This window comes from Streptomyces sp. NBC_00442 (assembly GCF_036014195.1).
Classification (GTDB): Bacteria; Actinomycetota; Actinomycetes; order Streptomycetales; family Streptomycetaceae; genus Streptomyces.
This window is the reverse complement of sequence record NZ_CP107918.1, coordinates 694,597-707,853: the sequence shown is the minus strand read 5'-3', so window position 1 is coordinate 707,853 and position 13,257 is coordinate 694,597. Positions and strand designations below refer to the sequence as shown.

Annotated in this window: 11 protein-coding genes; 7 read left to right on the top strand and 4 right to left on the bottom strand. The window is 71.6% G+C overall.

What is annotated here, in order from left to right; translation table 11 throughout:
- Positions 1 to 94 precede the first annotated feature (94 nt).
- Entirely contained in the window at positions 95 to 1,540 is a 1,446-nt protein-coding gene (locus OG432_RS03275) for an aminopeptidase P family protein (protein WP_328307504.1), read from the bottom strand.
- A gap of 401 nt (positions 1,541 to 1,941) precedes the next feature.
- Between OG432_RS03275 and rph the strand changes: the two genes are divergently transcribed.
- Positions 1,942 to 4,644, top strand: coding sequence for a rifamycin-inactivating phosphotransferase (rph, locus tag OG432_RS03270; RefSeq protein WP_328307502.1), 2,703 nt, complete (start codon positions 1,942 to 1,944; stop codon positions 4,642 to 4,644).
- Between the two features lie 99 nt (positions 4,645 to 4,743).
- On the opposite strand, the gene OG432_RS03265 is transcribed toward rph, so the two are convergent.
- The 3 genes from OG432_RS03265 to OG432_RS03255 are packed head-to-tail and all read right to left on the bottom strand — an operon-like array spanning position 4,744 to position 7,735.
- Positions 4,744 to 6,771: an ABC transporter ATP-binding protein gene (locus OG432_RS03265; RefSeq protein ID WP_328307500.1), complete on the bottom strand. Its 2,028-nt coding sequence runs from the start codon at positions 6,769 to 6,771 to the stop codon at positions 4,744 to 4,746.
- Complete coding sequence (locus tag OG432_RS03260) at positions 6,768 to 7,301, bottom strand: NUDIX hydrolase (protein ID WP_328307499.1); 534 nt, start codon at positions 7,299 to 7,301, stop codon at positions 6,768 to 6,770. The genes OG432_RS03265 and OG432_RS03260 overlap by 4 nt, the downstream gene beginning before the upstream one ends.
- The gene (locus OG432_RS03255) at positions 7,298 to 7,735 is read right to left on the bottom strand and encodes an NUDIX hydrolase (protein ID WP_328307498.1); all 438 of its coding nucleotides are present in this window, start codon (positions 7,733 to 7,735) and stop codon (positions 7,298 to 7,300) included. Before OG432_RS03255 ends, OG432_RS03260 begins: the two co-directional genes overlap by 4 nt.
- A 364-nt stretch (positions 7,736 to 8,099) precedes the next feature.
- On the opposite strand from OG432_RS03255, the gene OG432_RS03250 reads away from it, so the two are divergent.
- The 6 genes from OG432_RS03250 to OG432_RS03225 all read left to right on the top strand — a co-directional run bounded on the left by OG432_RS03250 (position 8,100) and on the right by OG432_RS03225 (position 12,444).
- Positions 8,100 to 9,038, top strand: coding sequence for an alpha/beta hydrolase (locus OG432_RS03250; protein ID WP_328307496.1), 939 nt, complete (start codon positions 8,100 to 8,102; stop codon positions 9,036 to 9,038).
- Between the two features lie 11 nt (positions 9,039 to 9,049).
- Complete coding sequence (locus OG432_RS03245) at positions 9,050 to 9,769, top strand: helix-turn-helix transcriptional regulator (protein WP_328307495.1); 720 nt, start codon at positions 9,050 to 9,052, stop codon at positions 9,767 to 9,769.
- 45 nt (positions 9,770 to 9,814) lie between these two features.
- Positions 9,815 to 10,519, top strand: a complete 705-nt coding sequence (locus OG432_RS34905) for a hypothetical protein (protein ID WP_443058331.1) — start codon at positions 9,815 to 9,817, stop codon at positions 10,517 to 10,519.
- A gap of 40 nt (positions 10,520 to 10,559) precedes the next feature.
- Entirely contained in the window at positions 10,560 to 10,781 is a 222-nt protein-coding gene (locus OG432_RS34900) for a hypothetical protein (protein ID WP_443058330.1), read from the top strand.
- A 302-nt stretch (positions 10,782 to 11,083) separates the two neighbouring features.
- A complete protein-coding gene (locus OG432_RS03230) occupies positions 11,084 to 11,449 on the top strand; it encodes a hypothetical protein (RefSeq protein ID WP_328307493.1) in 366 nt (121 codons plus the stop codon).
- Positions 11,450 to 12,033: 584 nt separating this feature from the next.
- Positions 12,034 to 12,444, top strand: coding sequence for a transposase (locus tag OG432_RS03225; protein ID WP_328307491.1), 411 nt, complete (start codon positions 12,034 to 12,036; stop codon positions 12,442 to 12,444).
- Positions 12,445 to 13,257 lie beyond the last annotated feature (813 nt).

Below are 13,257 nucleotides of genomic sequence, written 5' to 3'. Positions count from 1 at the left end.
GTGTGGTGGTCCGTTCCGGGAAAGATCCCAGCAGGTCGGCCCGGGGGGCCGGCCGCGCCGTGTCGGCGTGGCCGGGCCCCCGGGCGGGCCGCTCTCAGCTCCGCAGCCGGGCCATCCAGGCCTCCACGTCGTCGGCGGAGCGCGGGAGGGCGGCCGACAGGTTCTCGTTGCCGTCCTCGGTGACCAGGATGTCGTCCTCGATCCGGACACCGATGCCGCGGAACTCCTCGGGCACCGTCAGGTCGTCCGGCTGGAAGTACAGCCCCGGCTCGACGGTGAGCACCATGCCCGCGGCCAGTGTGCCGTCCACGTACAGCTCGGTGCGGGCCTTGGCGCAGTCGTGGACGTCGAGGCCGAGCATGTGCCCGGTGCCGGCCAGGGTCCAGCGCCGGAACAGGCCGAGTTCGTACGCTTCGTCGACCGACCGCCCGCCGAACAGGCCCCAGGCGGCGAGGTGTTCGGTCAGCACGCGCTGGGCGGCGTGGTGGAAGTCGCGGTACTTGGCGCCCGGCCCGACGGCGGCGATGCCGGCCGACTGTGCCGCGTACACGGCGTCGTACACCTGGCGCTGCACCGGGGTGAAGCGGCCGTCCACGGGCAGGGTGCGGGTGATGTCGGCGGTGTAGAGGTCGCGGCTCTCCACGCCGGCGTCGAGCAGCAGCAGGTCGCCCGGACGGGCCTCGCCGTCGTTGCGGACCCAGTGCAGGGTCGTGGCGTGGCTGCCCGCCGCGCAGACCGAGGCGTAGCCCACGTCGTTGCCCTCGATGCGTGCGCGCATCCAGAAGGTGCCCTCGACGACCCGTTCCGGGGTCGGCGTGTCCGTGCCGAGGACGGCCACGACGTCCTCGAAGCCACGCGCGGTGGCCCGGCAGGCGTGGCGCAGGTCCTCGATCTCGAACTCGTCCTTGACCAGGCGCAGTTCGGACAGAGCGGCGCGGAACTCGATGTTCCGCTCGGTGGTCACCCGGTCGCTCAGCGCGGCCTCGGCCTCCGCGTCGTACCCGCACAGCAGCCGGACCGGTCCGCTCGCCTCCGCGAGCCGCCGGGGCAGGGTGCGGACGTCCCGGCAGGGCAGGCCGAGGAGCCGCTCGTTCTCGGTGAGGCTGTTGCGGCGGCCGTCCCAGAGCTCGCCGTGGTAGTCGAGCCAGAACTCGCCGGACTCGCGGTCGGAGCGGGGGAGGAGGTAGGCGAGGGCCTGGTGCCCGCCCGCCTCGCGCGGTTCGAGGACCAGGACGGCGTCCTGCGACTGATCACCCGTCAGATAAACGTAGTCCGACGACGGCCGGAACGGGTAGTTCGTGTCGTTGGAGCGCACCTTCGGGTTGCCGGCCGGGATCACGAGGAGTTCGCCGGGAAACAGGGCGGAGAGCGCCGCCCGGCGGCGCGCGGTGTGCGGCGCCTGCGTGATGGGCTGGAGGTGGCGGCGCTCGGTGTCCGCCCAGCCCTCTTTCATGTTCGCGGCGAGCTCCGCGCTCACGCCCCCGTACAGGCCGTTCTTGCGCGTTTTGTTCTCGTCCGTCTCGTCCGGCTCGTCCGTCACCACAGCCTCCTGAAGCGAATGCGTCGGCGGTCGAGCGGAAGGAACTCAACTCCCGCCCCGACACCGCCTCTTGTCGCGAACGGCACTCTCGCAGAACCTTCCGGACCCCACGTCGTACAGATGTATGAAAGGCCGGAGGTGTTTTTTCGTCATCTGTCGATGGGCTCCGGGGTCGCGGCGCGGAATCCGCAGGGCGTCGCCAGGGAAAGGCAGCATGACAAAGGCAGGGAGAAGTCTCTCCCTGCCTCTCTCAACGTATAGCTCGGTGGGGGGCTTGCCGCAAGGCCCCCGTGGTGGCGCACAATCAGCGGCCGATGCCCCTGCCTGCGCAAACGCGGTAACGCCACGAACGCGGTAACGACACGAACGCGGTAACGACACATCCCCACGGAGGAATCGCAGTGACCGAGCAGTACGTGCTGGATCTGCAGGAGGCCGACGCGACGCGGGTCGCCCTCGTCGGCGGCAAGGGCGCGCATCTGGGCGAGTTGTCGCGGATCGAGGGAATCCGGGTGCCGGCCGGCTTCTGCGTGACGACGGACGCCTTCCGGCGGGTCGTGGCGGGGGTGCCGTCCGTCGACGCCCTGCTCGACCGGCTGTCACGGGTGGAGCCCGACGACCGCGAGGCGGTCGGCACGCTCAGCGCGGAGCTTCGCCGGGCCGTCGAAGGGATCGCCGTTCCGGACGACATCGCCGCGGAGATCACCGGCGTGCTCGCCCGGTTCGGCGAGCGGGCCGCGTACGCCGTGCGATCCAGTGCGACGGCGGAGGACCTGCCGACCGCATCCTTCGCGGGCCAGCAGGACACCTACCTGAACGTCGTGGGACCGGCGGAGGTGCTGCGGCACATCGGCCGGTGCTGGGCCTCCCTGTTCACCGAGCGGGCCGTGACCTACCGGCGCCGCAACGGCGTCGACCACCGCGCGGTGCACATGGCGGTGGTCGTGCAGCGGATGGTGTTCCCGCAGGCGTCGGGCGTCCTGTTCACGGCAGACCCCGTGACCGGCAACCGCAAGGTGGCCACCGTGGACGCCGGCTTCGGCCTTGGCGAGGCGCTGGTCTCCGGCCTGGTGAACCCGGACGTCTTCACGGTACGGGACGACACGATCGTCGCCAGGACGATCGCCGCCGGACACCGGGCCATCGACGCTTCGCCGGCCGGCGGCACGCGCGACGTGGCCATCGACGCACACCGGCGGGAGCAGCCGGCGCTGACGGACACGCAGGCCCTGCGGCTGGTGCGCATCGGACGACGGATCGAGGCGCATTTCGGCCGGCCGCAGGACATCGAGTGGTGCCTGGCCGACGACGCTTTCCACGTCGTGCAGAGCCGGCCCATCACGACGCTGTTCCCGGTTCCCGACAGCGGCGACGAGGAGAACCGCGTCTACCTGTCCGTCGGACATCAGCAGATGATGACCGACGCCATGAAGCCGCTGGGGCTCTCGGTGTGGAAGGCGACGGCGATGGCGCCGATGTGCGAGGCGGGCGGCAGGCTGTTCGTCGACGCCACCGCGCGTCTCGCGTCGCCCGCGAGCCGCGCCGCGCTTCTGGACCTCATCGGGAGGGGTGATCCGCTGACCAGGGACGCCCTGGAGACCGTCCTGGAGCGCGACGGATTCGTCCGGCCCCTGCCGGACGCGGACCCGGGCGGCCCGGTGGCCGTCGGGCAATCGGTGGGCAAGCAGTCGGCGGCCGAGCAGTCGGCGGCCGAGCAGTCCGCGGCCGAGCAGTCCGCGGCCGAGCGGCCCGCGGGCAGGCCGTCGGCCGGCGGGCCGCCCGCGCCGATCGAGACCGACCCGGCCGTCGTCACCGAACTGATCCGACGCAGCGAGGCATCCCTCGCCGCTCTGAAGGCCGCCATCGGGACGAAGACGGGCCCGGCCCTGTTCGACTTCCTGAAGGAGGCCTTCGCCGAGCACAAGCGGGTGCTCGGCGACCCGTTGAGCATGCAGGCCATCATGGCGGGGATGGAGGCCGCCTGGTGGCTCAACGACAAGCTGGGGGAGTGGCTGGGCGAGAAGAACGCCGCCGACACGCTCACGCTGTCCGCCCCCGACAACATCACGTCCGAAATGGGTCTGGCGCTGCTCGACGTCGCCGACGTGATCCGCCCGCATCCGGAGGTGATCGCGTTCATGCGGGATGTCGAGGGCGACGCGTTCCTCGACGGACTGACGGCGTTCGCGGGCGGGACCGAGGCGCGCGACGCCATCGTGGCCTACCTCGACCGGTACGGGATGCGCTGCGTCGGCGAGATCGACATCACGAGGCCACGCTGGAGCGAGCGCCCCGCCACCCTCGTGCCCGCGATCCTGGACAACGTCAGGAACTTCGGGGCGGGAGCCGCAGCGCGCCGCTTCGAGGAGGGCCGGCAGAAGGCGTGGCAGAAGGAACAGGACGTGCTGACCCGCCTGCGCGCCCTGCCGGACGGGGACCGCAAGGCCGACGAGACCAAGCGGATGATCGACCGGGTCAGGACCTTCGCCGGGTACCGGGAGTATCCCAAGTACGGCGTCATCAGCCGCTACTTCGTCTACAAGCAAGCACTCCTGAGGGAGGCCGGACGCCTCGTGCGGGCCGGCGTGCTGGCCGAGCAGGAGGACATCCACTACCTCACGGTCGGGGAGCTCGACGCCGTCGTGCGCTCGAACCACGTGGACGGCGGGCTCATCGAGGAACGCAAGGAGGCGTTCGTGGTCCACGCGTCGCTGACACCGCCGCGGGTGCTCACCTCGGACGGCGAGGCCCTCACCGGGGCGTACCGGCGCGAGGACGCGCCGGCCGGCGCCCTCCTGGGCATCCCGGTCTCCGCCGGGACCGTCGAGGGGCGGGCCCGCGTGATCCTCGACATGGCGCGGGCCGACCTCGAAGCCGGCGACATCCTGGTCACGACCTTCACGGACCCCAGCTGGTCACCGCTGTTCGTCGGGATCGCGGGCCTGGTGACGGAGGTGGGCGGCGTGATGACCCACGGCGCGGTGATCGCCCGCGAGTACGGCCTTCCCGCCGTCGTGGGCGTGGAGCGGGCCACCCGGCTGATCCGGGACGGGCAGCGGATCCGTGTGCACGGGGCCGACGGGTACGTCGAGATCCTGCCCTGACCGCCCACGGCCGACCCAGCCGGGCCGACCCGGCCGGGGCCGACCCGGCCGGGGCCGACCCGGCCGGGGCCGACCCGGTCCGGTCCGTGCCGGGTCAGGTCACGCGGGGTCGGCGCCCTCCCTCGATACCGGCCCGGCCTGACGGGGAAGGCCGGCCGCTCCGGTCGGGCGGTACTGTGCGGCCTGGAGCTCGTACAGAGCCCGGAACACTCCCGGAGCACGGTCGGACAGCAGCTCGGTGAAGGTGCCGCTCTCGACGACCCGCCCCTGGTCGAGGACGTGGATGAGGTCCGCGGTGCGGACGGAGCCGAGCCGGTGGGTGATCAGGACGATCGTCTGGCCCTCGTCGGCGAGGCTGCGGAACCGGTCGAACAGCTTCTGCTCCGCCTTGGCGTCCAGGGCCGAGGTGGGCTCGTCGACGATGAGGATCTCCCCGCCGCGGTAGTGGGCCCGGCCGATGCCGATGCGCTGCCATTCGCCGCCGGACGGATTGTGGCCGTCCTTGTAGCCGCGGGCGAGGAGGGTGTTCCATCCGTTGGGCAGTGCGGCGACGAGTGTGTCGGCTCCGGCGTAGCGGGCCGCGCGGTCGCGCCGCTCGGTGCTCGGCGCGATGTCGGTGCGCCCGATGCAGACGTTCACCTCGGCGGTGAACGGCCAGCGGTAGAAGTCCTGGCCGACCATGGCGATACGTGAGACGAGCTCCTGCCGGTCCGCGGTGCGGAGGTCGACGTCGTCCCACAGGATGCGGCCGCCGTCCGGCTGATAGAGCCCGGCAAGAAGCTTCACCAGGGTGGACTTGCCGGATCCGTTCTCCCCGCACAGGGCGACGATCTTCCCGGTGGGAATGGTGAGGTCGATGCCGTCGAGTGCTCTCCTGCCGTCCTTCGACGCGGAGGATTCCTTGCCCGGGTAGGTGAACACCACACTCTCGAAGCGGATCTCATGGGGCTTCGCGGGAAGTGCCCGGCCACCGACGGGAATGGCGCGGGCGGCTGCTTCCGCGCACAGTTCGTGGAGGTCGGCGACGAACAGGGATTCCTCGTGGCAGTAGTTGATCTGCAGGACGAGGTTGGACAGGCTGGCGGACCCGGCACGGATGGCGAGGATCGCGGTGCCGCCGACGGACAGGGCCATCGCCCCGCTCCACAACAGCCCGCCCAGGGTGGCGTACGCGGCCGTCGTCGCGAGGCCGGTCCAGCCCGCGGCGACGAGACCGGTCCGGGCGGCGAGGTGGGCGAGCCTGCGCTGTTCGGCCTCCTGGTCCATCGACATCCGCCGGAAGTGGTGCAGCAGGTACGGAGCCACGTCGTGCACCCGGATCTCGGCGGCGGCCTCCGTGGACATCAGCAGCCGGCTGATGAGCTGACCGGCCCGGGAGTGCTGCACCCAGGTCTGGAACGAGGCGTAGCGGCGGCGGGCCACGGTCAGCGCCGCCCAGGAACTGGGCACGGTCATCGCGATGAGCAGAACGATCAGCAGCGGGTGCAGAACCGCGAGCACACCCGCGGCGGCGGCCAGGGACAGCAGGCCGGTGACGATGTTCTGTACGTACTTGACCAGGCGCCGCGCGGAACCGGCGCCGTAGGAGGCGCTGTCGAGCAGACGGTGGAACCCGTCGTCCTCGATGGCGGCGAGTTCCACGGCGGCGGTGTGCGTGAGGTACTGCTCGGTCGCCACCCTCTCGACCTTCGGCTCAAGGCGCCCCGTCCCCGCGGTCGACAGGGCCCGGAGCACCGCGCCGGCACCGGCCGTGAGCGCGGCCGTGGCGATCGCCCCGCTCGCCGCCGTGAGCCGTTGGGCCGTGCTTCCGCCCGAAAGGAGGTGGGAGAGAGCCTGGTTGACGGCGATCAGACCGATGGCCTGGCAGCTGCCCCGGCCGATCTCGGCCGCGGTGACCAGGCGGAGCGCCTGGCGGTCGGCCTGCCACGCCAGCCGCACGGTGAGGGCGATCAGCCGGGGCAGGCGCACCAGCATGGCGCGCAGGTTCAGTTCGAGGAACGCGTCGTCGTGCTTGTTCCAGCCGAGGTCGTAGCGGAGCGAGCCGCCGAACAGCGCTTCCTCGGACGCGGAGGTGGGGGTGGATGGGGCCGGCCGGTCCGACCGCCGCTGCTTCCGGGTGAGCTTCACGGGCGGACACCCCCGGCCCCCGTGGTGGGCGTGGTGGTGGGCAGCTCTTCCAAGTAGGCCGGCGCCGCCTCCTGGCCCGCCGCGGCGCGGGCCGCGGCGCTCAGCAGGCGGCCGTTGGTCGCGTCCATCGCGCCGGGCGCCTCGGCCGGGTCCCACCACCGCCACCCGAGCAACTCCCTACCGGGAATACGGATGTTGGGCAGATCGCCGACAGCGATCGTGGCGGCGAAGACGAACAGGTGGCAGGCGAACGGGTTGTGCGCGTAGGCGCCGATGCGCCCGATGGGCAGCCACTGCACCACGAGCAGCCGCCCCGCGGTGACCCGCACGCCGGTCTCCTCCCGGCCCTCGCGCTCACAGCACTGGCGCGGAGTCTCACCGCCGTACGGGCCGTCGTCGGCCTTGCCCCCGGGCATGACCCAGCGCCGGGTCCCCGCGTGGTGGACGAGCAGGACACGGCCGTCGTCGCGCCGGATGAAGGCGGCCGCGGCCGAACCGGCCATGGCGCGCGCCGGCTTGGGGGCGCTCATGCGCCCCACCCCATGGCGGCGTAGGGGCGGTTCGCCGCGATGGAGGTCAGGGCGACGGCGGTGTAGTCGACGAGCGGCGTGGGCAGCGCCGCATAGGGGTGCCACTCCAGGGCGGTGTGCCGGTCGGGCTCGCAGATCCTCGGGGTGCCGCGATAGGCCAGGACGCGGAAGAACAGCTGCATGCGGGGCGTCGCGGCGGCGCGATGGTGGAGCACATGGACGAGCCGGAGGTCCTGGGGCTCGATGCTCACGCCGAGTTCCTCTCCCGATTCCCGCACCGCGCACGCCGTGGCCGACTCCGTCTCCAGATGCCCGGCCGGGACGTGCCAGACGCCCGGGGCGAACGCGACCGACGGTGCGCGCCGTTGGAGGAGGACCCGACCGAGATGCTCGAACACGAGATGTACGCCGACGATGTTGGGTTGGGCGCGCACGGGGTCCTCCGATGGCATCAGTACGGACAGGTGCTCGGAAAACTGGCGGGGCGGGTCATGCGTAACGGTGAGGGGCGGGCGAATCTTCGACGAAACGTTCTAGTGAGCCTCAAGGGGGCCGCGATGGCGGGCCCCAGCGTCGTGATCTTGCGTTCGATCCACTCCTGGGGGAGCCGTCACCCGAATCGGTGATTGTCATTCCCTGATCGCCAAGGGTCGTGCGGGCGACGCGAGCACACCGGGCGACGCGAGCACACCGGCCCGAGTGGTCCGCCCGTTCGGGCCGGCCATGACGACGGTGTGGCGCGGCTCACTCGGAAAGGGTGACAGGACGTTGTCGCGGAGGGCTGGGACCGTCGGGACCATGATGATCCGAGACGAGGACTGCCTCGCCGAGACGTTGGCCTTCAACGACCGTTTCGCGGCCACGGCCGCGAGCCGCCCGGCGCGTGAGGGGCCGCCGGACGCCACCCTGCTCGCCGCGCTGCGACGCAACCGGCTCGGCGGTGACGAGCCACCCGTGAGACTGCCGCAGGGCCAGGATCGAGTCATCGCCGGCGGAGTTCGCGTCAGGACGTTCCGGCCGGGCCGCGTGGAGGGTGTGTACCTGCACATCCACGGAGGTGGTTGGGCCTTCGGTTCTGCGGCCGGGCAGGACGAGAGGCTGTGGCGGCTCGCGGAGCAGGCTCGGCTGGCCGTGGTGAGCGTGGAGTACCGGCTCGCTCCCGAACACCCCTTTCCGGCAGGGCCCGACGACTGTGAGACGGCCGCCCGATGGCTTGTCGACCGTGCCGAAGCGGAGTTCGGTACCCGCCGGCTCCTGATCGGCGGCGAGTCGGCCGGCGCCCATCTCGGCGTCGTGACCCTGCTGCGCCTCCGGGACCGGCACGGCATCAGCGGCGCCTTCGGGGCGGCCCACCTGCTCTTCGGCCCGTACGACCTGTCGATGACGCCGAGCCAGCGAACCTTCGGTTCGAAGCGGCTGCTGAGCAATACGGACACGCTCCGGTCGACCTATGAGCTGTTCACTCCCGACATGGAGGCGGAGCGACGCAGGGACCCCGACGTCTCGCCCCTGTTCGCCGACCTGACGGGGTTGCCGCCCGCACGGATCGTGGTCGGCACCGAGGATCCGCTGCGGGACGACTCGCTGTTCCTCGCCGCACGGTGGCAGGCCGCGGGCGCTCCGGTGCGACTCGATGTCGTCGCCGGTGCGATGCACGGCTTCACACTGTTCCCGCTGACCGTCACCGAGCGGGAACTTCGGCGCGAACGGGAGTTCCTGGCTGCGGCGGCACGGTAGCGTCCGACAGCGTGAACCGCACTGCTCGGCTCTATTGGCTGGTGGAAGAGTTGCGCGCGGCGGCGCCGCGTGCGTTGACCGTCGCGGTGCTCGCCGCGCGATGCGAGGTGAGCACCCGCACCGTCCAACGCGACCTCCAGGTACTGATGGACACCGGCGTCCCGGTGCGCACCACGACGGGACGGGGTGGCGGTTGGTCGATCGATCCGGCGATGACGCTGCCCCCGATCCGCTTCACCGCCGACGAGGCCGCCGCCCTGACCGTGGCGCTCGCCGCGGCCGGGGCCACCACCCCGTACTCCGGCGCGGCCCGCACGGCAGCACAGAAGATCGCCGCGTCGATGACCGGCGCCGCGGCGGCAGCCGCGCGGGACCTCGCCGCACGGATCGTCACGCTGCCCTCGTCGGACGACTCCGCGGTCCGCGGCGCGGTGGAACGGGCCCTCAGTGCCCACACGGTTCTGAGGCTGTCCTACATCGACGCTGCGGGGCGCCGGAGTGCCCGCGTGGTGGAACCGGCCGGCCTGCTCACCGCGGACGGCCGGTGGTACCTCATCGCCTGGTGCCGCACGCGGCAGGCCGGCCGGGGCTTCCGCCTCGACCGGATCACGGCTGCGGTCCCCGGCGCCGAGCGGGCGCGGCCGCGTGATCTGGCCACCCTGCTGCGCGGCTCGGCGGCCGCGGACACGGTGCGTCCCACGGCGTTGGGCCCGCTCCTGCCCACGCCGTGACCGGGGTGGAACACGCTCGGGGGAGAGCGATTACGATCCGGGCTCATGAGCACCTCGGATCAGGAACAAGCGGTGGACGCGGCCCCGGAAGCGTCCGGGTCGCCCGGAGCGAAGACGCCGGAGATACCCGGCCAGGAGCCCAACCGGCCGACGGCGAAAGCTCCTTCGGAGCGGGAACACCCCGTGCCCGCCGAGGATCCGGGCGAGGCCGAAGCCGGTGCGGGTGACGCGCCCGCGGCCCCGGAGCGCACCGCGCAACAAGGGGCCCCCGAGGGCCCCGAGGACCTGGGCCGGCGGGGGTCGGCCCCCGCTTCCGACGCGGCGCAGGAAGAGGCGAACCCCGGGCCCGGCGCGGGAGAGCGGGAGGCGAACCGCGGCGCTGACGCGGGAGCCTTCGTCATGACGCGAGGCGCCGAACAACCGCGCCCTGGACGTGAGTTGGGTGACACCTCGGCTCCCGAAGACACCCCGGCCGACGACGGACCCCGCCGGGTCGGGATGGCTCCCGGCCAGGCGAGGCGGATCCGCATGATCGCCGCCGGTGTGCTCATGGCCGTGGTGGGCGTCATCCTCGTCGTGCGCCTGGCCACCCGCTCCTCCGTGCTCGTCGTCGGCGTGTACGGGATCGCGCTCATCCTGTGCGGCGTGGTCATCGAGCTCAGCCGCAACGGGCGTACCCGCCTGGGATCCTGGCTCCTCGTGGTGGGCCTCGCCGCGGCGTTCGGCATGGACTGGTTCGTCCTGCCATAACTGACCTGACCTGACCTGAGAAGCCGTTGTCGTTCCGGTCGTGGTGGACAAGACACCCGGCCGGGATTCGGAACCGACCGCCGCGATCATCGACTCCCAGTCGGTCGAGGCGGACGCGACTGTGCCCGCCGCCTCGCGCGGCTTCGACGGCGGAAAGAAAATCAACGGGCGCAACCGGCATGTCCTGGCCATGGTTCCGCGGCTCTCCCTCAAGGCGGGGTGGTCGCGGTCCAGTCCATCCGCGAAGTTCGTGACGCGGTAGCGTCTACGCCGGAGGAGACCAGGAGAGGCACCGCGAGTGGGCGTCATCACGCTGAGGCTCCCGAGGAACTCCCTTGTAGTGACGCGGGCTTGGAGGGCAAGCCTTCACCGGCACCGAGCTCGATGAAGGGCTTCGCCTGGAACCGGCCACTCCTCAGTGGCATCCGGTCATCCTGCGTACGCGTATGAAGGTCCATGCCGTGGCCTGGCCATGCTACGTACCGTCCGTTCCGGACGGCACCACTCGGACCACCTCGATCACCGGCATGGGGTCGGGGCCAGCGCAAGGCACAGGAGACGATCTTGACGGTTCGCACGAAACTCTCGACCATAGCGCTCGTCGGCGGCATCCTGGCCGGCGGCGTGGCGATCGCCACGCCGGCCAGCGCCATCGGCGGCTCCGGGTGCCCCACCAACAACAATCACAACCCCATGAGCCACGGCCTGGAAGTCTGGACCCACTCCGGTAACTTCTGCTACACGGGCACTCCCGGCGCGATATCCAACCTCAACCTGACCGGCGTCTACAGGATCACCGCCGACTGGAACCACGGTCTCTTCCACACCTCCGTTGGTGACATCAACATCGGTCCGACCGGCACGCGGGCCAACACGGTCAACTTCAGTTCTCAGGAGATCGTGTACGGCGTGGAAATCCTCAACGGCTAGAGCGGGTTCTGACGAGCCGAAGTCAGTAGTTGGGAACTGCGGTGCCGACTCCAGCGATGTCGAATCCAGCCGAGCAACAGGAGGCCCCTGATGCTGCGGGCTTCCGCGTCGCTGGTGTCCAACTCCGCTGCTCTGTCGTGTGATTGCCTCGCTCACCGGTTCGGGAACGCCGGGCATCGTTCGCGCAGGCGTCCGCGGTACCCCTCGGACATGACCGACGCGGAGTGGGCGATCGCGCGCGACGCGATGCCCGTCCCGGCCCGGCTGGAGGGCCGCGGCGGGCGACCGGAGGGCTACTGCCATCGGCAAACCGGCCGACGCGGTGCGCTACCTGGTCGCGGCCGGCATCGCCTGGAGGGCGGTGCCCGCGGACTTCCCCGCGTGGGACGGCGTCTGCGCCTTGTTCCGGCGCCGGCCGGACAGGGGCCTGGTCGTGGAGTTCCACGACCGGCCGCGCGACCGGGTCCGCCAGCCCGCGGGCCGTGATCCGGAACCGACCGCCGGGATCATCGACGCGCAGTCGGTGAAGGGGGCCGTGTCGGTGCCGGCCGCCAGCCGGGGTTTCGACGGCGGGGAGAAGGCGAATGGCCGCAAGAGGCACGTCGTCGTGGGCACTCTCGGGTTGCTGCTGGGGGGTGATGGTCACCGCGGCGTCGGTCACCGACCGGGACGCAGGGCAGACGCTGCTGGCCCGGCGGCGGAAGCGGCACTGGCGCATCTCGCTGGTGTGGGCCGACGGCGGCTACAGCGGGCGCCTGGTCCACCTCGCCCGCGATGTCCTGCGGATCGCACTGACGGTGGTCAAACGCGGCGACGTCGCCACGGGCTTCGTGGTCCTGCCGAAAAGGTGGCTGGTGGAACGGACCTTCGCATGGCTGATGCACTCACGCCGTCTGGCCCGCGACTACGAGACCCGCACCGACACTTCCGAGACGATGATCCGGTGGTCGATGAGCATGGTCATGAGCCGCTGGCTCGCCCGGCGGGCACGCTGAACATCCCCGGGCGTCCCTCGGCCAGCCAGCCCCGCGCGGAAGAGACGCTTCACCTTGGACCGCACCCCCTCCACCTTCGCCGCGACCACCTCCAGGCTCAAGGCCGCCGCGAGCCGACGACAGTTCATCACCTCCCCGCCGCCCGCCAAGACCTCGACGAGCCGCTGGTAGTCCGGTGCCGGCGCATCCGGATCGAGGCCTTCCCTCCAAGAGGGCACCACGGATCCGAGCACCACGGATCCGAGCACCACGGATCCGGGCACCACAGAACCGGGCACCGCCCCGGCGACCCGCGCAGGCCGTTCTCCGACCTGACCTGACCTGACCTGACCTGACCTGAGCCTGCGGCCCGGCCCGACCCGACCGGGCCGTCTCCTCTCCGTAGCGGCGGCCCGCACCCCACGCCCCACACCCCGCACCTCACGCCCCACACCCCCCGCCCCGCGTGCGCGGCCCGGTGACCGTACGGCGGATGAAGCCGCACCCGCGCCAGACGTTGACATGTACCCGCCTTACGGTGAATCTTGATGCTCGAAACTCCATGGTTCCAAGCATGAACGCGCACACCGCGCCCGGCTGTTGCTCGGTACGAACGGAGAACGACCCTTGCGGACCCCCTGGCATCGCTCCCACCCGCCCCGACGGCCCGCCGTCGCCGCGCTGGCGGCGCTCGCGCTCGCCCTCACCGCCCTGACCGTTCCGGCGGCCGCCCACGCCGAGGCCGCGGCGCCGCCCGGCGGCGTCCTGGACAGCGGTACGAAGTCGCTGACCTGGCGGAGCCCCGTCTATGAGAAGGGCACCGTCGACTCGCCC

Coding starts and splice junctions, on each gene's coding strand:
- OG432_RS03260 (WP_328307499.1), bottom strand. CDS start 7,301: ATGAGCGCCCCCAAGCCGGCGCGCGCCATGGCCGGTTCGGCCGCGGCC.
- OG432_RS03250 (WP_328307496.1), top strand. CDS start 8,100: ATGATGATCCGAGACGAGGACTGCCTCGCCGAGACGTTGGCCTTCAAC.
- OG432_RS34905 (WP_443058331.1), top strand. CDS start 9,815: ATGAGCACCTCGGATCAGGAACAAGCGGTGGACGCGGCCCCGGAAGCG.
- OG432_RS03225 (WP_328307491.1), top strand. CDS start 12,034: ATGGCCGCAAGAGGCACGTCGTCGTGGGCACTCTCGGGTTGCTGCTGG.